The following is a 21,429-nucleotide window of genomic DNA, read 5'->3' as shown; positions in this document are numbered from 1 at the left end:
GCAGGGTCCGCAGGGATTTCCTACCCCCGTCGCACTTCTCCGACCGACGGACGAGGCAATGTGTGACCGGATGACGAAGGGCAAGACGCGCCGCTGCCGGAGAAGGCCAGCAGAGTGGCCCGCGATCCCTGGAGAGCCGGCACCCGTCGCTGCCTGTTGGGCTCACCTCAGCGAAGAGGAACGCGGGAACTGCTCCCGGGCACGGAACCTCAGGAGCGCGGAGCGGGCGAGAATTTGGGCCGAGGGAGAGCCGGCACGGCAACGCCGCGCTGCCGAAGCCGAGGCCGAACGGCGCGCACGGCTGGCGATCTGCCCATGCAAGGAACGTCTGCCCGAGAAAGCGGGGGTGCGCTCCTCGCACTACCCCGCTCCACATCGCTGCAAGGGGTGCGACTCCTGGCTGTGCGCGTCGTGCGACCAGGAGTGCTTCGATGAGGCGATGCGCCTGTTGATTCGCGCGGGGGCACACAGTGGGGGCAAACCCCGCGTATTCGCGGTGCACCTGCCGATCTGTGACAGCCAGGCGGAAGCGCTGGAGGCCCTGGACACGTTCAACCTCGGATCGGACGCGGGGACCATCGAGGTGGAGCTGGTACCCGAAGGCACGAAGGTGATGGTGGACCCAGGTCTGCCGGAGCCGGACCTGTCCGGCCTCGGGGACATCGAAGGCTGGTGGTTCGCCAATGGATACCCGCCCGGCGATGAGAGGCATCGCCCACAGCGGGCCGGGGCAGAGCCAACTGCAACGCCCAGACTCGCCGACTGAAGCAGCCCATCGCAGCAGTGGCACCGCCCCCAGTGCTCAGCGCTTCGGGGAGCCGGTCGGCCCGGGGCGCCCTGTCGGCGGTCCGCCGGCGTGCCCTTCGGTGCTGGTTCAGGCACCGGCCGTTCGGGCCGAGCTCGGCTGGGCGCGGAGGGCGGGGAGTCGGGCACACTCCTCCGCTTCGGCCAGGCTTTCGCCCACGGTCAGGAGCGAAAGGAGTCGGACCGGGCGGTCGACTGTCGCGGCAGCCTCCAGTTTGTGGTGGCCGTCGAGGAGGAAGTGGGTCAGGCCCCAGTGCCGGTACTGGTCGATGGGCATCCCGGCGGCGGGTTCGCAGATGTCCAGGGTGGAGATCGCCACCGCCGTGGGGACGGTTCCCCCTCCATGAGCGCGGCGTACTCCTCGACCCGCTCCCTGTCGTTCCACGTCGGGGGGACCATGGGTACGACGAACTCGTAGAGGTGGGCGTCTGCGTCGACGACGGTCTCGAAGGTCCGGTAGTACGGGGTGTGCGGGTACGCCGGCAAGCCCCAGAACTGATCGATCCCCCACGTCTCGACCTGTTCACCACTGAAGTAGTCGCCTTCCCTGCCCGGGAAGACCAGCCGGGGTTCCACGCTCAGGAGCAGCGGAAGGTACTCGCCTTCCGGAAGCAGCGCACCGAACGCCTCGATCACGCCACCCTCGTCCGGATCGTCCAGCACGCCGGTGAGCCGTTCCCGCACGCTCTCCAGGGACAGCTTCTGCGTCGCGGTCTCCAACCGGCGGAACAACAACGGACACGACCCGCAGTAGAAGCTCAGCTCGAAGGCGGGCTCGTCGTCCACCATGAGCAACCGCCGCCGCAGCCCGTCGCCGCCCTTCTGCCGCTCCGCCTCGAACCGCAACCGTGCCTCGGCCGCGGGGATGCCGAGTCTGCGCGGGTCACCCGTTCTGATCATCACGGGCCGACCGTACGCGACACCGTTGATCCCGCCCCACCGACTACTCTGCGCGCGGAGGGCCGGGCCATGGGCCGCCGCGATCGACCTAGGGGGCAGGCGTGAAGGAACGCGATGTCATGCTCAACGAACTCGCCCAGGGCCTCCGCCCGATGTCACAGGGCATCGCGTGGTTCGACGCGCTCGGTCCGGAGGAGCAGTCTGAGGTGCTGCTGTTTCTACGCCACCACTGTGACCAGGCACGCCCTGTCGCCGAGGACGGGCCGGAGGGTGTCCGCCGCGCCGGTCTGCGCGCGACGCACACGCCGGCGGTGCTGATCACACGCGGCCGGATCGAGGAGCAGTTGGGGAAGATCGCGTCTCTCACTCCCCGCGACGAACGCCAAAAGGCATTCCGGCTGCTGGTCGCGGTGCTCGCGCTCGCGGACGGACGGCGCCGGGAACGCTTCTGCGCGAACGGGTGCGCTCATTGGTGGCACAGGCTGTCGGGCGCCGACTGAGCCCGCTGCCGTCGCGACCGGCTCACCCGAACGTCACACGCATCCCGCCCCCGATCAGGATGTCGAGCACCAGGCCGAGCAGGTCATACCCCTCCCCCTCGGGCGACAGGGCGTGGGACAGGTACTCGCGTGCGGTCGCCGTGTCCCGCCAGAGCAGGGTCGCCGGAGCGGTGTGGCCGAAGTTGCCGCGCAGGCAGTCCGCGAGGGCGTCCGGGGAGCTGCCGAAGTAGCCGCCGGGGCCGTTGACGGCTTCGCCGAGGGCAAGGTAGAGGCCCGGTTCGTCGGTGATGTGGCGACCGTCCAGGTCGTAGGCGTGGCCGGGCTGCCGGGCCCGGTGCTTGAGGCGACAGCCTCGCTCCCGGACGAGGTCGAGCCAGGGCCCGCGCTCGCGGGTTTCGAGCCCCGCCCAGGCGCCAGAGGTGTCCGGTGGACCGGCGAGCCAGCGCTCCCAGATCGGGCGGACGTATCCCGGTACGGGTTCGAGGTGTCCGTCGAGTTCGAGATCGGTCAGGTCCGTCCTGCGGGAGGACGGCCGCCATGTACGAACCTTGGGGCGCAGCAGCCGGTCGGTGAGCGGTTCGCCCCGGCCGTCCCGTATCTCCAGCCGGGCCTCGTCCAGGTCGAGCGCACGCCGGGTGCCCGTGGCCAGTGCCCGCCGTAGGCGGTCACTCGGGGCGAGCCCCCGCAGGACGAGTGGAGGCTCTGGCCGTTCGGGCGGCAGGACGCGGGCGAACTCCCGGCAGGAGCCGAGCCAGCGGAATCCGTCGTGCAGCCGGACCGGCGCCCGGTGCCCCTCGGGCGGACCCTCGTAGTCGTCCAGGCCGGTGAGGACGAGACCGTCCGTTCCCGGGTGCCGTCCGAGGCTCTCCGCGTCCTCCAGCAGCCAAGGACCGAACGTCCCGTCATCCGGCACCAGCCACACTCGGCCGCCGACCCAGCCGCGCACCTCGGCTCCGTCCGGAACCCAGCCGAACAGCTCGTACGTCCCGCGCGGGGGTTCCCGGAACAGCCCCTCCACCTCGGCGCAGACGCCCCAGACGTGGCCGCTTTCCGTGTCCGTGAGCGCGTACCGCTCCCGCTCGCGATGGGTCCCGATCATGTGCACGACGGAAATCATGCCCGGCCGGATGCAGTCCGCGAAGCCCTTTACACCCGTCGGCCCGCCGCGTGCGGGGCGTGGGACCAGCGGACCGGATTCCCCTCGGGACCGGGGATCAAAAACGAGCCGTCGCCCAGGGGCTTCAGGTCGTACGGGTTGGTCGCCTCCACGACGAGCTCGCCGCCGATCACGCCCGTGTGCACGTCGACCAGGTGGTGGCGGAACCACTCGTCCCCGTCCTCGGTCTCGCCGCCCAGGGTGACGACGGCGGTGTCCGGGGTGAGGTAGCCGCCGGACCATTCCACGAACGCCTCCTCGGGGTCGTAGCCGAAGTCCTCGACGGAGAGAGCCAGAAGGACGTCTCCGCCGGGGTGTTCGTGGAAGGCGACGTCCGTCTGGCCGTGTTCGACGGACATGAACCGCTCCCCGCCCGGCGCCAGGTCGATCAGGCAGCGGTCCGACCACGGGTAGGTCGTGAACTCCGGTACGCCGTCGGCGCCGAGCGCGCCGCGCACGGTGACCACGCCGTCCTGGCCCTCGCCGATGTCGAGGTAGACGCTGCCGTCCACGGGGTGCACATGGTGGAAGGCGCCGTGCCCCACCGTCTCCAGTGACTGGCGGGCGAGGACCGCCCCACTGTCGGCGTCGTACACGACCCACTGGTCGGAGTCCCCGCGTCCCGCCATCGCGTCCGGTCGGTAGACCCATACGGTCCGGCCGTCCAGGGAGAAGGCACACCCGGGGCGGTGGCCGTGGTGCCGCTCGGAGTGCGGCCCGAAGTCCGACGCCCACACCGGGTCACCGGCGCGGGTGAGGCAGACGACGCCGTTCAGGGTCGTGTAGACGGCTCGCGACAGATCGGGGCGCACCGCCGACTCCACGATCTCGTCGCCGGGTCGCGGCCGGAAGACCGCCACGGGCTCCAGCGGCCCGAAGGCGTCCGGGTCCGCCGTCGGAAGGTAGGCGCGGATCTGTCCGTCACGGTGGCGCGTGATGACCTTCGGAGGGGGCGCGGGAGTCATCCGAGGAGGCTATGGCCTGTCTTTCGGATCAGCCCGAGTCGCGGGGGCTGGCACGCACATCTGCGGCGTTGTCGTCGGTCTCCCCCAAGCTCTCGGCTGCGCTCGAGCAGGGGGCACCCCCATCGCTCCGCGTCGACTCCCTCCTCCGCCTTGCAGCTGCACGCACCAGCCCCCGCTCGGGTCGGCCGAAAAGCTCGCTCGGCTGGAGCGGCCTGATCCGAAAGACAGGCCCTAGCGCCCGGGGAGTTCCGCCTGCCGGGTGCCGCCGGTGCCGGTTCACGTGCTCGGTCCCACCGGAGGTTCGGTGTTTACAAAGTTACGCTCGCTTGTTAAATTCGTAGCCATGCCAAAGGTTCCGTCCTCCCAGCTCGTCCTCGACAGCGCCTACCGCTGCTTCTGCCGCAACGGGTACCGCCGCACCACCATCTCCGACATCGTCGAGGAGGCGGGGCTGTCGCGTCCGACCGTCTACAAGTACGCCGGGACCAAGGACGAGGCGTTCGCCAAGGTCATCCGGGCGTGGCTGGAGTCGGCCGCCAAGGAGGCCGAGGCGGCGGCGGAGGCCGCGGGTACGGCCGAGGAGAAGGTGCTCGGTGTGCTCACGGTGAAGCTGGAGGTCGCCGTCCGGCTCTGGCAGGACAGCCCGGCGCACGCCTACGAGCTGCTGGCGGCCGCTTCCGCCCACACCCCCGAGCTGGTCACCGGCTACATGGACCACCTCGCGCGGCTGCTGACCGCCGCCCTGGCCGAGGTCGTCCCCGAGGCCGCGGACCGGGCGACCGGCGTGCTGCTCACGTTCACCCGTGGCCTGGAGGACGACCTGCGCGACGTCGACGCCGCGCGCCGTGACCTGGAGGCCGGCGTGCGGATGATCACCCGCGGGGCGCTCGCCCGTCCCAGCTCCCCACCCCCCGCCTGACCCACGCCTGACCCACGGTCGGGCCGGGCCGAAAGGCCCTCACCGAAAGGCCCTCACCATGAGCAAGACCCCCGCCATGGGCAAGACCCCCGCCCTCTACTGCGACCAGCGGGCCTGGCGCGAGCTGCAGCGCTTCCTCCCCGAGCGGCTCCGGCTGACCGACGCCACCGCCCCCGTCGAGGAGTTCTGGGACTGGCGCGGCCACCGTGTCCACCTCGACCGCTGCCCCAACCCCGCCGCTCCGGCCAAGGTCGTCCTGCACCACGGCGTCGGCACCAACGGCCGCCAGATGTCGCTGATCCTGGGCGCCCCGCTCGCCGAGCGCGGCTTCGAGACCGTCGCGCTCGACAACCTCGGCTACGGCCTCACCCAGGTCCGCCCCGGCACCACCCCCTCCTACGACGACTGGGTCGACCTCGTCGTCGACTTCCTCGCCCACGAGCAGTCCCGCGACGACCGCCCGATCGTGCTGTACGGGCTGAGCGCCGGAGGCATGCTCACGTACCACGTCGCAGCGAAGGCGCCCCGTGGCACGCTGCGCGGCATCGTCGGCATGACGTTTCTCGACCAGCGCGACCGGCGGGTCCGCGACGAGACCTCGCACGACCTGCTCACCGCCCGCCTGGGCGCCCCGCTGATGGGGCTGCTCGCCAGGACCCCGGCCGCCGCGATGAAGTACCCGATGAGCCTGGCGGGCAAGATGTCCGCGCTCGCCAACGACCCGGGCGCGATGAAGGCGCTGATGAAGGACCGTACCTCCGCGGCGAATTGGGTGAGCATCCGGTTCCTGGACCGCTATCTGAACTACGTCCCCGCCGTCGAGCCCGAGGACTTCGACACCTGCCCGGTGCTGCTGACCCAGCCCGCCGAGGACCGCTGGAGCCCCCACCGCCTCAGCCTCCCGGTGCTGTCCCGCATCACGAAGGTCCCCGTCGACACCGTCATGCTCGAGAACGCCGGCCACTACCCCCTCGAAGAACCCGGACTGCGGCAACTGCGGGACGCCATCGCCGACTTCGTCACGAAGAACACGGCCGAGACGGTACGGCGCTAGGCCGTTTCCTGTTGGACCGCCGGCGCCCTGCGCGCCCCGGCGGTGAGCCGGGGTACGCAGGGCGCGTGGTGATGCGGAGGGCGGCGGGGAACTACGCGTGGGGGCGTGCGGTGGGCACCGACCCGAGGGTGGCGGTCGGGGCCTTGCGCAGCAGGGCGAGATCCTGGCCGGCGTCCGGACCGGAATCGCCGCCCGCCCGGACAGCCTTGCGGGAAGCGCCGCTCGTGCCCGGGGCGCCGGTACCGCCCCCGGTGCTCGGCGGCGCCGGGACGGAGACCGCGCCGGACCGCGCCGACTCCATCTGCCCGTTGACCGCCGTCACCGCGAACTCGAAGTTCCAGCTGCCGGGGAAGAGGAAGGTGACGCCCCGCTCCGGGGTGTCCGAGATGTACTCGTCCGACAGCCAGGGGCCGTTCTCCGTGCGGTTGCGATACCAGACGCGGTATCCGGCCGCCTGCGGGGAGCCGCTCCAGTTCAGCTGCACCGTCACGGCGTCCACGGACTGGATGCGCAGATCCGTCGGGACCGGCGGGGTGCCCGCGCCGATGGTGACGGGCCGGGCGCCCGTGGGCAGGCCGCCGCCCACCGCGTTCCAGGTGTCCACCGCGACCAGGTAGTGATGGCCCGGGATCAGCCCGGAGATGTGCGCCGAGGTGCCGCGCACCGCCGTGCTGTTGAGGAAGGCGCCCGGCGTGTCCTTGTCCCAGGTGAGGATCTCGTAGCGGTCCACCGTGTCGCTGTACGGCCCGGTGGCGGCCTCCCAGGAGATGTCTATTCCGTCCAGGGTGGCGGCGGTGAGGACATGCGTGGGCGGGGCCGCCGTGTGCGGATGGGCGGTGGCCCGGATCACCGGGGACCAGGCGGAGATGCCGTCGCCCGCGTTGTCGACACGGACGGAGTACTCCCACTCCCAGCCGTCCGCGGTCCACGTGGTGTCGTAGCGGTTCGCCTGCACCGGCGTCTCGTTCCACGCGGTCGCGCCGACCAGCCGGGAGCGGACCGTGTAGCCGCGCGCGCCGTACACCCGGTCCCAGGTGACCGTGACGCCCAGGTCGCTGGAGACGGCGCTGACGTTCCGTGCCACGTCCAACGGGCGTTCCGGGACCGAGGGCGGAACGGCGGGGACGGACTGCCCGATGCCGTACCGGTCGTGGAGGGTGGTCTCGAAGGCGTGCGCGATCTGGAACTCGCCGAGCGCGTTCGGGTGCAGCCCGTCGTAGCCCGCGGGGCAGGAGTCGGGGGCACAGCTGTAGTTCCCCGACCAGTTCACGAGCTCGACCGGAGAGACGGGGGTGCTCCACTGCGGGACGGCCTGGCGCAGCATCAGGTCGTAGTCGGTGGTGCTGATCGGCAGGTCGTCCCGGCCGCCGATGTGCGAGCGCTGAGGGACGTCCGCGACGGCGAACTTCACGTCGGGACGGGCGGCCCGCGCCTCGTCCACGAACGTCTTCATGCTGTCGAGCGTCCCCTGCGGGCCGCTCACGAACCAGCCCATGTCGTTGAAGCCGAGGCCGACGAGGATCAGGTCCGGGTTGTACTGCGCCACCATGCCCCGGATCAGCTTCTTGTCCTGCATCGCCTGCCGGCCCCAGACCCCGAAGTGGTCGCTGTCGAAGGCCGGGTCGACGCCCGCCGCGTAGCCGCCGGAGGTGTCCGGGGCGTCCAACGAAGGGCCGGGGGTCTCGCCCTGAAGGGGCGGCCGCGCCGGGGGCTGCGGCTGGGCCTGTGCCTTGGTCCCCTTGTACGGGCCGACGAAGTCCACGGCGACGTGCTGGTCGTGGAACCACTTCCAGAGGCGGTAACGCCAGGTCCAGTCGCCCTCGTACCCCTGCGTCATCGAGTCGCCGACGACCATGACCCTCAAGGGCGCGCCGGTTCCTCCGACGCCGCGCTGGAGGTCGTTCAGGCGGCGTATCAGGGCCGGCACCATGTCGGTCAGGCGGTCGCTGATGTACGTCAAGGGGTTGCCGAGGTTGCCCAGCTTGGCGGCGATGCCCCGCAGGCTGAGCTGGAGATCGGTGACGAAGGTCCCGGTCGCGTCGCTCGCCCACTTGACCAGGTAACCCGAAGCGGCACCCTGCACCGCGCCCCAGAAGGCCGCGCCGAGCAGGGAGGCCCAGGTGTCCGTGTCCCCGAAGGACACGTTGTCGAAGGCCGCGTTCATCAGTTCGGTGATGAACCCGCCCATCGCGCCTCCCACGCCCAGACAGATGGGGGCGGCGAACGGAGCCCCGGGAGCCATCAACGCACCGCAGATGGCGCTCGCCCCGATGCTGACGGCCCAGCCGACCCCGGTCGCGATGAACTTCTGCCACCACGTGGCGCTCGTGCCGATCTCTCCTATCGGCAGGACGAGGACGACGCTGTCGCCCGCGGTCGTGACCCGGCCGTCGTAGTCACCGGCGTCCGTCACCGGGTAGAGCCCCACCGCGTGGTCCCGCGCGTGGTCGTAGAGCGCCTGGGCGAGCGTGTGACCCGAGTTCTGGTCGGCCTGGACGGCGGCGACCGCGTCCTGGGCCAGGGCGCGGGTCTCGTCGCGGCGCTCGGGCACGTTGAAGTCGAAGGCGAGGACGAGGTCGCTGTCGCTCTGGGCGAGCGTGCGGAGCGAACCCGCGTCCCCCGCGCAGCCCATGCGGAGGGTCATGGCCGGGGCGTTCGCCACGGCGCCGAAGGAGGTGGCGTGCGAGGCGCACGCCGCGCCCGCGTCCTGTGCCCCCGCCTCGGCCGCCGAGGCGGGTCCCGCGCTCAGCGCGGAGCCGGTCACCGCCATGGCCAGGGTGAGCAGGAACACCACCAGGTGATCGGCGAGAGCACGGCGCGAGCCGGTCCCGTGCTGTCTCCCCGCCGCCGATCTGTGTAACGCACGCATCGTGAACCGTGTTTCCTTCCGGATCGTCAAGAGGTGACGCCGTCGCGGCAAACGCACACCCGCCCCGCGCCGCGGTGCGGAGAACGCACAGCCCGGCATCGTGATCATCATCGTCCCTCGGAGCGCGCGCCGGAACGCTGTCACGTGAAGAATGCACGAATCTCCGCCGGCGCCCGCCGACCCGACATCATCGGGCACCGACAGTCGGGCCCGGGCTCCCCCGCCCCACCTAGCGTCGGTCACGTCAAAGGGAAGGAACCGGCGTGCTGGAGCGGCTCAACCACGTGATGGACCGGATCGAGCAGGGGCTCGACGGGACCGTGGACGTCGAGGAGTTGGCGCGGATCGCGGCCACCTCCGTGTATCACCTGCGGCGGATGTTCTCCGCGCTGGCGGGGATGCCGTTGTCGGAGTACGTGCGGCGCAGGCGGCTCACGCTCGCGGCGGCGGAGGTGGTCGCGGGCCGGGAGACGCTGCTCGACATCGCCGTCCGGTACGGCTACGGCTCGGGTGAGGCGTTCGCGCGGGCGTTCCGCGCGATGCACGGCGTCGGGCCGGGTGAGGCCCGGCGGACCGGCGCGCCGCTCAGTTCGCAGCCCCGGATGTCCTTCCGTCTCGTGATCGAAGGGAGCGGCAGTATGCGGTATCGGATCGTGGAGAAGCCGGAGTTCGGCGTCGTCGGGTTCAGGGCCAGGGTGCCGTTGGTGCACGCGGGACCGAACCAGGCGATCATGGACTTCGTCCGGGGGATCGACAAAAAGGAACTGGCGCGGCTGGCCGAGCTGTCGGACCAGGAGCCGGAGGGTGTCGTCGCGGTCTGCGACGACCTGGACCCGAGCCGGGCCGAGGGTACGGAGCTGGACTACTACCACGGGGTGGTCACCTCGGCGCCCACGCCCACGCCCTCACCGTCGCCCTCGCCCGATCACCTCGCGAGCCTGACCGTCCCCGCCGGTACCTGGGCGGTGTTCACCGTCTCCGGGCCCATGCCGGAGGCCGTGCAGCTGCTGTGGCGGGACGTGTTCACGCAGTGGTTCCCGTCGAACCCGTACGCGAGCCGCCCCGGCCCGGAGATCCTGCGGGTCCGTCCCACCCCGGACGGCACCGGAGCCGACTGCGAGCTGTGGCTGCCGGTGGAGGAGGCGGGCCGGTAGCCCGGGGGCGGGCGGCCGTAAGCTCGGGGCATGGATGCGAAAGGGGGCCGGGTGAACGGCGACCGTCTTCCCGTACCCGAGGTGCTGCCCGTTCCCGACGTGCTGGCCCATCTCGCCGGGCGCTGGCACGTCACCCGTGAGGTACGCGACCTCGCGAGCGGGGACACCGGCCGCTTCGAGGGCGTCACCGTCTTCGCGCCCCTGCCGGACGGCGAACCCGGGCTGCTGCACGAGGAGTCCGGGGAGTTCACCTGGCAGGGCGTGACCCGGCCCGCGACCCGTACGCTGCGTTTTCTGCCCGGCCAGGAGCCCGGCACGGCGGACGTACGGTTCGCGGACGGGCGCCCCTTCCACGAGCTGGATCTGCGCACGGGGCAGTACATCGCCGGGCATCCCTGCTCCGCCGACTTCTACCGGGGCGAGTTCACCGTCGCCGACGCCGACCACTGGCGCTCGGTGTGGCGGGTGGGCGGCCCGGCAAAGGACCTGGTGCTGACCACCGAGTACGCGCGCGAGGGCTGAGCAGCACCTCGCCTACGTGCGCGAGGGCTGGGCCGACACCCCGTCCAGGCGGAGGTTCCAGCGGCCGGAGCCGCCCGTGACGGTGGTGGCGGACAGCGGGCGTACGTCGAGGTTCCAGTAGGTCGAGGGCGGTGCCTTCAGCGCGTACACCAGGGCCGCGCGGATCACGGCGGGCTCGGCGACGGCGACGATCCGGCCGTACTCGTCCACCGGCCGGGTGTCGAGCCAGCCGCCGACCCGGGAGATGAACGCCAGCAGGGACTCGCCGCCGTGCGGTGAGGAGCGCGGGTCGGTCAGCCAGGCGTCCACCGCCTGCGGCTCGCGGGCCATCGCCTCGCCCAGGGTCAGCCCGCGCCAGCGGCCCATGTCGCAGTCGCGCAGGGCGAGTTGGACCAGAGGGGCGTATCCGAGGGCGTCGCCGGTGGCGCGGCTGCGCGGGGTCGGGGAGCAGTAGCGCAGCTCGGCGGCGGCCAGCGGGAGCAGGTACCCGACCATCCGCTGCACCTCGTCCCAGCCGGCCTGGTCCAGCGGCCGGTCGTCCCCGAAGCGCTCGGCGTACGACGGGGAACCGTGGGCGGCCGCGACGAACGTCACCCGAAGTGGCATGCGCCGATGGTGGGCCCAGGACGGGTACCGGTCAAGGGCGATCAGGCCCCCGCCACCCGGAGTGACCGGAAAACACCTCCGTGCCGGGTGTCAACCAACAGGCACCGCACGGGACTTGTCCGACTTCACCGTACTTCGTCGTACGCCGCCCGCAGCCGCCGTACCCCCTCCGCGATCTCGCCCGTCCCCGCGACCGCCGCGAAACTCAGCCGGATGTGGGCCGCCGGGGGCTCCGCGCTGAAGTAGGCGCGCCCGGGGGTGACGGAGACGCCCGCGCGCAGGGCGGCGGCGGTCAGGGCCGGTTCCGTGACTCCCTCGGGCAGCCGGAGCCAGAGGTGGAAGCCGCCGAACGGGATGTGGGACACGGTGAGTTCGGGGAGGTGGAGTGCGAGCGCGCCGGTCATCGCCTCGCGCCGTACCGCCAACTCGGCCGACAGTGACCGCAGATGGCGCGGCCACGCCGGGGAGCCGACCAGTTCGAGGGCCGCCTCCTGGAGCGGGCGGGGCACGAAGAAGCTGTCCACGACCTGGATGGCGCGCAGCCGTTCGAGGACCGGGCCGCGCGCGGCGAGCGCGGCCACCCGGAAGCTGGGCGAGGTCGCCTTGGTGAGCGAGCCGACGTGGACGACGACACCGTCCGGGTCGTCGGCGGCGAGCGGGCGGGGCAGCGGGGGCGCGTCGGCGTGGGCGAGGCGGCGTACGTAGTCGTCCTCGATGACGAAGGCGCCCGAGGCGCGGGCGATGCGCAGGACCTCGGCGCGGCGGTCGGGGGCGAGGACGGCGCCGGTGGGGTTCTGGAAGAGCGGCTGGCAGACGAAGGCGCGGGCGCCGGTGGCACGGAAGGCGTCGGCGAGCAGGTCGGGGCGTACGCCGTCGCGGTCCACCGGCACCGGGACGGGCCTGAGTCCGGCGGCGCGGGCGAGGTCCAGCATCCCGGGGTAGGTGGGCGACTCGACGAGGACGGGGGCACCGGCCGGGGCGAGGGCGCGCAGCGCGGTGGCCAGCGCGGACTGGCCGCCCGCCGCGATCAGCACCTCGGCCGCGGTGACAGCGCCGCCGATGCCGCGCGCGAACCACTCCCGCAGCTCGGGCAGCCCCTCCAGCGGCGGGCGGCCCCAGGCACCGGGGCGCCGTCCGGCGCGGGCGAGCGCGGCGGCCATGGCCTGCTCGGGCTGGAGGCTGGGGTGCGGGTAGCCGCCGCTGAGCTCCAGGACGCCGGGCGGCGGGGCGGGCAGCGAGATCATGACGCCGGAGGCGTCCACGGTGCGGGGTACGACGTCGCCGGTGCCGTCGGCGCTGAGCGCGACCTCCTGCCAGGAGGTGTCCCCGGCGGGCGCGGGAGTGGCGCGTGGCCGGGACCGGAAGGCACCGGCGCCGGGCCGGGTGACGACCAGTCCCTCGGCGGCGAGCTGGGCGAGCGCCCGCGAGACGGTCACCGGGCTCACCCGGAACCGTTCGACCAGGGCCCGGCTGGACGGCAGCTTCTCACCCGGTGAGTAGCGGTTCAGCTCCCTCCGCAGCTGTTCCGCCAGTTCGCGCACACTGCTACGCTCATTCATGAGAGCACAGAGTAGCGCTACTGCCACGACCCCGATAACGGTCACCGCGCCGCCGCGCGAGCCCCATCTCATGGGCAGCGGCCTGGCGGCCCTCGGCGTCGTCGCCTTCTCCCTCACCTTCCCCGCCACCGCCTGGGGCCTGGAGAGCTTCGGCCCCTGGTCGCTCACGGCGGTCCGGGGCGTCCTCGCGGCGCTGGTCGCGGGCGGCTGTCTGCTGTTCCTGCGGGTGCCGCTGCCCGCCCGGCGCCATCTGCCGGGGCTCGCGGTGGTCGGGGCCGGTACGGTGCTCGGCTTCCCGCTGCTGACCACGCTCGCGCTCCAGACCTCCACCACCGCGCACGCGGCCGTCGTCGTGGGCCTGCTGCCGCTGACGACCGCCGCCATGTCCGCGCTGCGCGTCGGGGTCCGGCCCTCGCGGCGGTTCTGGACGGCGGCGCTCGCGGGCGCGGCCGCGGTGGTCGCGTTCACGATCACCCAGAGCGGCGGCGCCCTGACCAGGGCGGACGCCTATCTCTTCGCGGCCCTGCTGATCTGCGCGGCCGGATACACCGAGGGCGGCAGGCTGGCCCGGGTCATGCCCGGCTGGCAGGTCATCGGCTGGGCGCTGGTGCTCTGTCTGCCACTGAGCGCGCTCGGCGCGGCACTGTCCCTCAGGCACGAGCCGGTCCATCTCACCGCGCACGGGGTGGCGGGCGTGCTGTGGGTCGCGCTGGGCTCGCAGTTCCTCGGCCTGGTGCTCTGGTACCGGGGCATGGCGGCGGTGGGCATCCCCCGGGCCAGCCAGTTGCAGTTGGCTCAGCCCCTGCTCACACTGGTGTGGTCGGCACTGCTATTGGGCGAGCATGTCACCGCGGCCGCTCCGCTGACCGCGCTCGCCGTGCTCGTGTGCATCGCCGTCACCCAACGGTCATGACCGTGAGGAGGGCCCGAAGATGCGTGCGCACAAGGGCGACCACCTTGTCCAGCACGGGCGGGTGGTCGGACAGCACGACCAGGTCTCGGAAGTGGTGGAAGTGATCGGCGAGGAGGGCAGCCCGCCCTACCGCGTCCGCTTCGAGGACGGACACGAGGCCATCATGTCGCCCGGACCGGACTGCCAGGTCCAACACCATGAGGACGAGCCGAAGTAGACGGAAGAGGCGGACGGAAACAGCCAGGACGAGGCAGGCGAACGGCAACGGGGTGCAACGGGGTCAGCGCGGGGGTCTCGCCGGCTGCCGGTAGTGGTCGGCGACCACCCGTGCCATCGCGCCCAGCGGGTCGCGGGCCACGTCCTGTGCGGCGAAGAAGACATGGCCGCGCACCTGCGGGTACCGCGCGGCCAGCGTGAGGTGCCGGGACAGCTCCGCCGGGTCCTGCCAGGCCGGAGGCTGTCCGGCGACGCCCACCTTGTAGAGCGCCTCGCCGATGTACAGCCGGGTGCGGCTGCCGTCGGCCTGCCGGGCCCACCAGTCGACGAGCTTCGCGTAGTCGGCGGCCGCGAAGCCGATGTTCCAGTACACCTGCGGCACGATGTAGTCGATCCACCCCTCGCGCACCCATTTCCGGGTGTCCGCGCCCAGGTCGTCGTACGTCTGCACGCCCGCCGTGGTCTCCGAGCCGCGCGGGTCGGTCGCGGCGTTCCGCCACACCCCGAAGGGGCTGATCCCGAAGCGGGTGCCGGGGCGTACGCGCCGGATTCCGGCCGCCATCTCGCGGATCAGCTTGTCGATGTTGGCGCGGCGCCAGTCGGCCCGGGTGGGGAAGTCCGCGCCGTGGGCCGCGTACGCCGCGTCGTCGTCGAAGGTCTGCCCGGCCACCGGGTAGGGGTAGAAGTAGTCGTCGAAGTGCACGGCGTCGACGGGGTAGCGGCGTACGGCGTCGAGCATGGCCCGCCGCACGAAGCGGCGGACCTCCGGCAGGCCGGGGTTGTAGTAGAGCTTGCCGCCGTAGGCGACGGTCCAGTCGGGGTGGGTGCGGGCGGGGTGCCAGGGGACCAGGCGGGCCGGGTCGGTGTGGTTGGCGACCCGGTACGGGTTGAACCAGGCGTGCAGTTCCAGGCCGCGCGCATGAGCCTCCCGCACAGCGGTGGCCAGCGGGTTCCAGCCGGGGTCGGCGCCCTGGGTGCCGGTCAGATACTCGGACCAGGGCTCGTACGGCGAGGGCCACAGGGCGTCGGCGGTGGGGCGCACCTGGAAGATCACGGTGTTGAGGCGGTCCCGTACGGCCCGGTCGAGGTGCGCGGTCAGCTCCGCGCGCTGCTCGTCGGGCGACAGGCCGGGGCGGGAGGGCCAGTCCCGGTTGGCGACGGTGGCGAGCCAGACGCCCCGCATCTCGGTACGGCGGGTGGGGTGCGCGGGGTGCGCGGGGCGGGGCACCTGGGCCTGGGCCGACTGCGCGCCCTGGGCCGCCACGAGGGCGGTGACGGCTCCCAGGGTGAGCGCTCTGCGCGAGACGCCCGTCACTCGCGAGCGGCCCCCGGACCCGGACTCGGACTCTCCGCGCATCACCATGCCCACCCCCACACGCTCCGAATCCGCCCCATGACGGACCGTCCCGACGGTACGGCTTGCCCCTACCCCGTCGATCGATCATCGATACTTGGCGGTAACGTGCACGATCGGAGCAGGCACCGATTCCGGGGCCCTGCGAGAGTCGAGAAACCAGCGAAGGGGACGATGTGACGGACTTCCGAGCCGGAGACATCTCGCGCGTCGGAGTCGTGGGCTGCGGCCAGATGGGTGCGGGCATCGCCGAGGTGTGCGCCCGGGCCGGCCTGGACGTGAAGGTCGCGGAGACCACGGGCGACGCCCTGGAGATCGGCCGGACCCGGCTGTACAACTCCCTGTCGAAGGCCGCCGAGCGCGGCAAGATCAGCGAGGAGGAGCGGGACGCGACGCGGGCGCGGCTGAGCTTCACCACCGACCTCGGCGAGTTCGCGGACCGTGACCTCGTGATCGAGGCCGTCGTGGAGAACGAGCAGGTGAAGACGGAGATCTTCCGCGTGCTCGACCAGGTGGTGACCCGCCCCGACGCGATCCTCGCCTCCAACACCTCCTCCATCCCGCTGGTGAAGCTGGCGGTCGCCACGTCCCGCCCGGACCACGTGATCGGCATCCACTTCTTCAACCCCGCGCCCGTGCAGAGCCTGGTCGAGCTGATCCCGGCGCTCACCACCTCCGAGGGCACCCTGAGCCGCGCCCAGCTCTTCGCCGAGAAGGTCCTCGGCAAGCACGCGATCCGCGCCCAGGACCGCTCCGGCTTCGTCGTCAACGCGCTCCTCGTGCCGTACCTCCTCTCCGCGATCCGTATGTTCGAGTCCGGCATCGCCAGCCGCGAGGACATCGACAACGGCATGGAAATGGGCTGCGCCCACCCCATGGGCCCCCTCAAGCTCTCCGACCTCATCGGCCTGGACACGATCGTCTCGATCGCCAACTCGATGTACGCGGAGTACAAGGAGCCCCTGTACGCCGCTCCCCCGCTGCTCCAGCGCATGGTGGAGGCGGGCCGCCTGGGCCGCAAGACGGGGTCGGGGTTCTATACGTACGCCTGACCTGGGTCTCCCCAGCACCGCGGCGAGGGTCGCCATCCGTACACCGGGTGGCGGCCCTCGCCGGTTCTCGGGGAAAAAAGGGTTGGCCGCGCCCCTGGTCGAGCTGGTAGCTTGCCGTTGACCGTGGCTTGGCTGGAGGAGGTGAGACCCATGAACGCTGTAGTGAGGTGGGTGCTCCCTCTGTGCGTCACGGTGTGCGACTGATCCAGGTGTCGTCGGGAGCGTCTGTTCGACAAGGCATTCCTGAAAGGCGAACACCATGGACACTGTGACCATCACGCGCGTCGCGGAGGCGCGCTGGGAGGCCGTGGACGAGGGCCGGATCGTCGGCCACGGCGACCTCTCGCACCGGCCCGACGGGCGGCTCTTCATCAGCATCGACGTATGGCAGGACGCGGCCTTCGACCGGCTCGCCGCCGCGATGCTGGCCGATCTCACGGAACCGCTCCACACCCTGGTCGGTGAGGACGACCACGGGCTGAAGTCGACGTGGGAGCGGCTCGGCTTCACCCTCGGACGCCGTGAGCGCGAGTACGTGCTGCCCACCGCGTCGGTCGACCTGCCGCAACTCCCCCAGGGCGTGACCATCCTGCCCGCGGGCCACGCGGACGAAGCCCCGCTGCGCGCGCTGGACCGTGCGGTCCGTGAGGAGGTCGAGGCCACCGTCGGCTGGCACACCATGCCCGCAGAGGTGCGTCCCCGCCCGGCCGGGGACACGCTGGTGGACCCGTCGAAGTACGCCGTGGCGGTGCGCGACGGCGACTACGCCGGTCTGATCCGGGTCGTACCGGTGCGCAGCCGGGCCAGGATCGGGCTCCTCGCCGTACGGGCCGACCAGCGCCGCCACGGCATCGGGCGCGCCCTGCTGACCCACGCGCTGGCCGCGCTGCACCGGGACGGGATCGGCTCGGCCTGGGCCGAGGTGGACGACACCAATATGGCGGCGATCACGCTGGTCGAGGGCGTCGGCGCCCGGCGATCGGGCAGCTACCTGGAACTGGTGCGCCACTGACACCCGCACACACCGGAACACCAACCCCGACAATCGAGAAACGAGCGATCTTGGCAAGAACACCGAAGGGCCTGGAACTCGAAGGCACCGTCCTCGAATGCCTGCGCAACGCCAACTTCAAGGTGGAGCTGCAGAACGGCCACCACGTACTCGCGCACATCAGCGGGAAGATCCGGAAGAACTACATCCGCATCCTCCCGTACGACCGCGTCCTCGTGGAACTCAGCCCGTACGACCTGACGCGCGGCCGGATTCTCTACCGCTACCGCAACTGAGGGGGGCGGGAAGCGCACCGGGCCCGCCGCCCTTCCTATGCTGACCCGATGAGGCTTGAGGGAGTCGGGTTGCGTTACGGGTGGCGTGGGCCCTGGGTACTGCGCGACATCCAACTGGATCTGCCCGCAGGGAAGTTGATCCGCGTTCAGGGGGCCAACGGCTGCGGGAAGTCCACCCTGCTGCGCGTCGTCGCGGGGGCCGTACGGCCCGCGCGGGGACGCGTGGTCGGGCGGACCGGCCGTGCCGCGTACGTACCGGAGCGGTTCCCGGCCACGCTGCCGTTCACGTCCGTGCAGTATCTGCGGCTCATGGGGCGGGCCCACGGGCTGTCCGCAGTGGAGGCCGAGCGGCGCGGAAGGCGGCTCCTCGATCGCTTCGGCGCCGGGGAGCACGCGGAGCGGCCACTGGCCCAGCTCTCCAAGGGGACCTGTCAGAAGGTGGCGGTGGCGCAGGCGTTGCTCGGCGAGCCCGCGCTGCTGGTGCTGGACGAGGCGTGGACGGGTCTGGACGCCCCGTCGCGCGACGAGCTGGACGAGGCCGTGGAGCAGCGGGTGGCCGAGGGGGCGACCGTCGTCTACGTCGACCACGCCCCGGCCCGGCTCGCGGACCGCACCGAGCTGCGGTGGACCGTCGGCGACGGCACCGTGACCGTGAACCAACAGGCCACCACTTCGGTGGTGTTGATCGAGTTCACAGGCGGCCCGGAGGACCCGTCCGCGCTGCCGGGCGTGCGGGCGGTGACCGCCCTGGCGGACGGTGCCGTACGGCTGCGGACCGACGAGGACCACTCGGACGCCCTGCTCCGCGCGCTGCTCACCGCCGTGCCGGGCGGCGACGGCGCCCATGTCCGCCGGGTGAGCGGAGGACGACGATGAAGGCGCTGCTCCACTACCAGACCGCCCTGCTCGTCCGCTCCCAGCGCTGGCTCCCGCCCGTCCTGTTCTACCTCGGGCTCCTGGCGATCTCCCTGGACAGCCAGTCCTCGCTCGGCAGCCAGCTCGGCTGGAACGCGGCCGCGCTGGTGCCCGCCCTCGCCTGGCTCACCCGGGCCCTTCCGGCGGCGGAGCCGGCCGCCGCGCGGGCCTGTCTCGCGGCTGCCACCGGCCCCCGCCGTCCCCAGTACGCCGCGCTGGCCGTCACGCTCGCGGTCGGTCTGCTGCTCGTCCTCCTCGCGGCGGGGGCCGCGCTGCTGACCTGCCGGGTGCCCCGGGGCATGGCGGGCGTGACGGTGCTCGGTGACGGGCTGGCCGTCGGAGTGGTCTGCCTGCTGGCGGGCAGTGCGCTCGGCGCGATCTGCACGCCGTCGCTGGTGCGTACGACGGCGGGCGCGGCGGGCGCGCTGATCGTCGGCTCGGTGCTGCTGCTGGTGCTCACCGGTTCCCCGGCGAACGCCGCCGTCCGCGCGGCCTACTCCTCCGGCGCGCACTTCCCGGCGCTGCCCCTGCTGATCACGCTCCCCCTGGCGGTGGGCTGCTGGTGGGTCTCCGCCTGGGCGGCGGGGCGTACCGCTGCCACCGCCGACCGGGAGGCGGGGTGAGGCGGACGGCCCCCCAGAAAAGAGGGCCGTCACCGGGCACCCCTCACCCCTCCCCCAGCCGCAGATGATGCAGCAGGAGTAACGCCGCCGCCATGTTCGCCGCCGGTACCTCGCCCCGGGTGATCAGGTCCGGGACGATCTTCAGCGGCACCCACTCGCGCCGGTCGGACTCGAAGTCGTCGACGGGCGGGCCGAGATACTCGCCCCGGTCGGACCAGTAGATGTGGTGCCGGGCGTCGGTGAGGCCGTTGGACGGCTCGACGCTCATGAGGTGGTGCAGCGGGCCGGGACGCCAGCCGGTCTCCTCCTCCAGTTCGCGGGCGGCCGCTTCCGCGATGTCCTCGCCGTCCTCCACGACACCGGCGGGCAGTTCCCAGCCCCAGCTGTCGGTGATGAAGCGGTGCCGCCACAGGAGGAGGACCTCGTTGGCCCCGTTGACCACCGTGGCGACGGCGACCGGCCGCAGCCGGATCATGAAGTGGTCGAGGTGCCGGCCGTCCGGCAGCTCCACATCCGCCAGGTTGACGCTGAACCAGCGGTTTGCGTACACAGTTTGTTCGTCCTGTTTCGTCCACTGCACGGTTCTGCCACCTTCCGCCGAGTCAGTGGCAATATCGCAGCAGGGAGACGGACGGGCCTACTGTGCGCCCGCCCACTGCATCCGAACGCCCCGCCTGCTTCTACAGGGGCACGCGCAGCGCCCCGTCGATCAGTTCCGCCGCCTCCGCCGCCCCGGACGAGCCGAAGCGCACCAGGTGTTCGCGCACTTCTCTGAGTCTCTCCCGCAGCCGGCGCGACTCCATGCCACGCGCCTGCTCGGCCATCTCCACGGCGGTCGCCACGGCATGATCGGCATCGCCCTGGCGCAGCTCGATCGTGCTGAGCATGGCGAGTCGGTGCACGCGGCCCCGGTCGTGCGCCGGGTTGTCCACCGCGGCGGCGGCATGCTCACGGGCGGCGGCGAGTTCCCCGAGGCTGAGCAGCGCCTCGGCGACCTGGACGTTGACCAGACCGGGCTGGACGTACCCGGTCTCGTCGGGCTCATGGCCGCGCCGGATGTGCTCGGCCGCCGTCTCCGCGCGCCGGATGCAGGACAACGCGCCCCCGCTGTCGCCGAGATGGGCGTACGCCTTGGCCTGCATCGCGTACAGGTCGGAGGCGAGCGCCGGGGTGATGTGCCGCCCCGCCGCCCGCAGCGCGGCCTCCGCGAAGGCCACCGCCTGCCGGAACTCCCGCATGTGCAGGGACTGGTTGACCAGCAGCGCTATGACGTACGCCCCGAATCCCCGGTCCCCGCTGGCCTTCGCGAGACGCAGTGCCTGGTGGAAGTAGCGCTGGGCGAGTCCGTGCGCGTCGGAGTCGTAGGCGCAGATGCCCGCGACGGCGACCAACCCACCTGTGGCGCGGTGGAGTTGACGGCCGGTGGCGTCGGTGTAGCTGCCGCGCAGGAGCGGGACGGCCTCGGCGTTGAGGAAGCCGACGATGCGGGTGCGGGTCGCGATGCCGCCCGCCTTGCGGTACATCTGCTCGTAGTGGGCGCGGGCCGCGCGGAGGGTGTCGAGGTCGGTCTGGGTGACCCGGTGGCGGCCGCCGCGCGAGACGTCGGTGTCCTCGGGCGGGTTCTCCCACTCCCACACCGGCATCACGGCGGGCGTGCCGGTGACCGCGGGTGCCCCCAGGACGTGCGGGCGCTGCTGTTCGTCCGAGCGCCAGAGCGCGGTGGCGCGCTCCACGAAGCCGGAGAGCGAACCGGAGTGCGCCACGGCCGCCCCGCCGGGCACCCCGAGCCCGATGTCGTCCAGGGTGACCGGCCGCCGCAGCCGCAGGGCCAGCACCTCGCAGATCAGGTCGGGCACCTGGCCGCGCGGCCGCTGGCCCTTCAACCACCGTGCCACGGCGGTGTGTTCGTACCGCAGTACGAGGCCGCGGCCTCGGCCCGCCTGGTTGACGCGCGCGGCGAGACCGGCGTGCGAGACGCCCGCCTCGTCCAGGATCGCGTCGAGCAGAGTGTTGGGCTGCATGGCATCGCCCCCCGGGGTGGCCTGGTGCCGTAAGCGTAGT

Annotated in this window: 22 protein-coding genes; 13 read left to right on the top strand and 9 right to left on the bottom strand. The window is 72.2% G+C overall.

The window, feature by feature from the left end; all coding sequences use genetic code 11:
- Positions 1-439 precede the first annotated feature (439 nt).
- Complete coding sequence (locus AB0E91_RS17440; RefSeq protein ID WP_361781944.1) at positions 440-766, top strand: hypothetical protein; 327 nt, start codon at positions 440-442, stop codon at positions 764-766.
- Positions 767-1,047: 281 nt separating this feature from the next.
- Here AB0E91_RS17440 and AB0E91_RS17435 read toward each other — a convergent pair whose 3' ends face one another.
- A complete protein-coding gene (locus AB0E91_RS17435; RefSeq protein WP_361781941.1) occupies positions 1,048-1,707 on the bottom strand; it encodes a hypothetical protein in 660 nt (219 codons plus the stop codon).
- Between the two features lie 98 nt (positions 1,708-1,805).
- Here AB0E91_RS17435 and AB0E91_RS17430 point away from each other — a divergent pair, with 98 nt between their 5' ends.
- Positions 1,806-2,204 (top strand): DUF5958 family protein, encoded by a 399-nt coding sequence (locus AB0E91_RS17430; RefSeq protein ID WP_361781938.1) that lies wholly within the window; start codon positions 1,806-1,808, stop codon positions 2,202-2,204.
- Positions 2,205-2,226: 22 nt separating this feature from the next.
- On the opposite strand, the gene AB0E91_RS17425 is transcribed toward AB0E91_RS17430, so the two are convergent.
- Together AB0E91_RS17425 and AB0E91_RS17420 are read right to left on the bottom strand one after the other, a co-directional pair.
- Entirely contained in the window at positions 2,227-3,303 is a 1,077-nt protein-coding gene (locus AB0E91_RS17425; RefSeq protein ID WP_361781935.1) for a barstar family protein, read from the bottom strand.
- A gap of 47 nt (positions 3,304-3,350) precedes the next feature.
- Positions 3,351-4,325 carry a hypothetical protein gene (locus AB0E91_RS17420; protein ID WP_361781932.1) on the bottom strand — a complete coding sequence of 325 codons (975 nt, stop codon included), beginning with the start codon at positions 4,323-4,325 and terminating at the stop codon, positions 3,351-3,353.
- Positions 4,326-4,668: 343 nt separating this feature from the next.
- On the opposite strand from AB0E91_RS17420, the gene AB0E91_RS17415 reads away from it, so the two are divergent.
- Complete coding sequence (locus AB0E91_RS17415; RefSeq protein WP_361781929.1) at positions 4,669-5,244, top strand: helix-turn-helix domain-containing protein; 576 nt, start codon at positions 4,669-4,671, stop codon at positions 5,242-5,244.
- Positions 5,245-5,302: 58 nt separating this feature from the next.
- Entirely contained in the window at positions 5,303-6,298 is a 996-nt protein-coding gene (locus tag AB0E91_RS17410; protein WP_361781926.1) for an alpha/beta hydrolase, read from the top strand.
- Between the two features lie 91 nt (positions 6,299-6,389).
- Here AB0E91_RS17410 and AB0E91_RS17405 read toward each other — a convergent pair whose 3' ends face one another.
- Positions 6,390-9,167 (bottom strand): fibronectin type III domain-containing protein, encoded by a 2,778-nt coding sequence (locus AB0E91_RS17405; protein WP_361781923.1) that lies wholly within the window; start codon positions 9,165-9,167, stop codon positions 6,390-6,392.
- A gap of 263 nt (positions 9,168-9,430) precedes the next feature.
- On the opposite strand from AB0E91_RS17405, the gene AB0E91_RS17400 reads away from it, so the two are divergent.
- Both AB0E91_RS17400 and AB0E91_RS17395 read left to right on the top strand, forming a co-directional pair.
- Positions 9,431-10,321, top strand: coding sequence for an AraC family transcriptional regulator (locus AB0E91_RS17400; RefSeq protein WP_361781920.1), 891 nt, complete (start codon positions 9,431-9,433; stop codon positions 10,319-10,321).
- 30 nt (positions 10,322-10,351) lie between these two features.
- Positions 10,352-10,843 carry a DUF6314 family protein gene (locus AB0E91_RS17395; protein WP_361781917.1) on the top strand — a complete coding sequence of 164 codons (492 nt, stop codon included), beginning with the start codon at positions 10,352-10,354 and terminating at the stop codon, positions 10,841-10,843.
- A gap of 12 nt (positions 10,844-10,855) precedes the next feature.
- Here AB0E91_RS17395 and AB0E91_RS17390 read toward each other — a convergent pair whose 3' ends face one another.
- Positions 10,856-11,449 (bottom strand): histidine phosphatase family protein, encoded by a 594-nt coding sequence (locus AB0E91_RS17390; RefSeq protein ID WP_361781914.1) that lies wholly within the window; start codon positions 11,447-11,449, stop codon positions 10,856-10,858.
- A gap of 125 nt (positions 11,450-11,574) precedes the next feature.
- Positions 11,575-13,008, bottom strand: coding sequence for a PLP-dependent aminotransferase family protein (locus AB0E91_RS17385; RefSeq protein ID WP_361781911.1), 1,434 nt, complete (start codon positions 13,006-13,008; stop codon positions 11,575-11,577).
- Between AB0E91_RS17385 and AB0E91_RS17380 the strand changes: the two genes are divergently transcribed.
- Both AB0E91_RS17380 and AB0E91_RS17375 read left to right on the top strand, forming a co-directional pair.
- A complete protein-coding gene (locus AB0E91_RS17380; protein ID WP_361781908.1) occupies positions 13,007-13,921 on the top strand; it encodes a DMT family transporter in 915 nt (304 codons plus the stop codon). The genes AB0E91_RS17385 and AB0E91_RS17380 overlap by 2 nt on opposite strands.
- 19 nt (positions 13,922-13,940) lie before the next feature.
- The gene (locus AB0E91_RS17375) at positions 13,941-14,138 is read left to right on the top strand and encodes a DUF1918 domain-containing protein (protein WP_361781905.1); all 198 of its coding nucleotides are present in this window, start codon (positions 13,941-13,943) and stop codon (positions 14,136-14,138) included.
- 63 nt (positions 14,139-14,201) lie between these two features.
- Here the strand turns inward: AB0E91_RS17375 and AB0E91_RS17370 are convergent, their stop codons facing one another.
- Positions 14,202-15,494: a family 10 glycosylhydrolase gene (locus AB0E91_RS17370; RefSeq protein ID WP_361781902.1), complete on the bottom strand. Its 1,293-nt coding sequence runs from the start codon at positions 15,492-15,494 to the stop codon at positions 14,202-14,204.
- Positions 15,495-15,667: 173 nt separating this feature from the next.
- Here AB0E91_RS17370 and AB0E91_RS17365 point away from each other — a divergent pair, with 173 nt between their 5' ends.
- The 5 genes from AB0E91_RS17365 (at position 15,668) to AB0E91_RS17345 (ending at position 19,368) form a co-directional block, all read left to right on the top strand.
- Entirely contained in the window at positions 15,668-16,543 is an 876-nt protein-coding gene (locus tag AB0E91_RS17365; RefSeq protein WP_361781899.1) for a 3-hydroxybutyryl-CoA dehydrogenase, read from the top strand.
- A 259-nt stretch (positions 16,544-16,802) separates the two neighbouring features.
- Entirely contained in the window at positions 16,803-17,555 is a 753-nt protein-coding gene (locus tag AB0E91_RS17360) for a GNAT family N-acetyltransferase (protein ID WP_361781896.1), read from the top strand.
- Positions 17,556-17,605: 50 nt separating this feature from the next.
- The gene (infA, locus tag AB0E91_RS17355) at positions 17,606-17,830 is read left to right on the top strand and encodes a translation initiation factor IF-1 (RefSeq protein ID WP_161181672.1); all 225 of its coding nucleotides are present in this window, start codon (positions 17,606-17,608) and stop codon (positions 17,828-17,830) included.
- Positions 17,831-17,878: 48 nt separating this feature from the next.
- A complete protein-coding gene (locus AB0E91_RS17350) occupies positions 17,879-18,706 on the top strand; it encodes an ATP-binding cassette domain-containing protein (protein ID WP_361781893.1) in 828 nt (275 codons plus the stop codon).
- A complete protein-coding gene (locus AB0E91_RS17345; protein WP_361781891.1) occupies positions 18,703-19,368 on the top strand; it encodes a hypothetical protein in 666 nt (221 codons plus the stop codon). Before AB0E91_RS17350 ends, AB0E91_RS17345 begins: the two co-directional genes overlap by 4 nt.
- A 43-nt stretch (positions 19,369-19,411) precedes the next feature.
- Here AB0E91_RS17345 and AB0E91_RS17340 read toward each other — a convergent pair whose 3' ends face one another.
- Positions 19,412-19,948: an NUDIX domain-containing protein gene (locus tag AB0E91_RS17340; RefSeq protein ID WP_361781888.1), complete on the bottom strand. Its 537-nt coding sequence runs from the start codon at positions 19,946-19,948 to the stop codon at positions 19,412-19,414.
- A gap of 100 nt (positions 19,949-20,048) precedes the next feature.
- A complete protein-coding gene (locus AB0E91_RS17335) occupies positions 20,049-21,389 on the bottom strand; it encodes a transcriptional regulator (protein ID WP_361781885.1) in 1,341 nt (446 codons plus the stop codon).
- Positions 21,390-21,429 lie beyond the last annotated feature (40 nt).

It is taken from the genome of Streptomyces sp. NPDC026659, from assembly GCF_040638245.1.
In the GTDB taxonomy this organism is placed as follows: domain Bacteria; phylum Actinomycetota; class Actinomycetes; order Streptomycetales; family Streptomycetaceae; genus Streptomyces.
The sequence above is the reverse complement of the archived record's forward strand: the minus strand, read 5'-3'. Positions and strand labels throughout refer to the sequence as shown.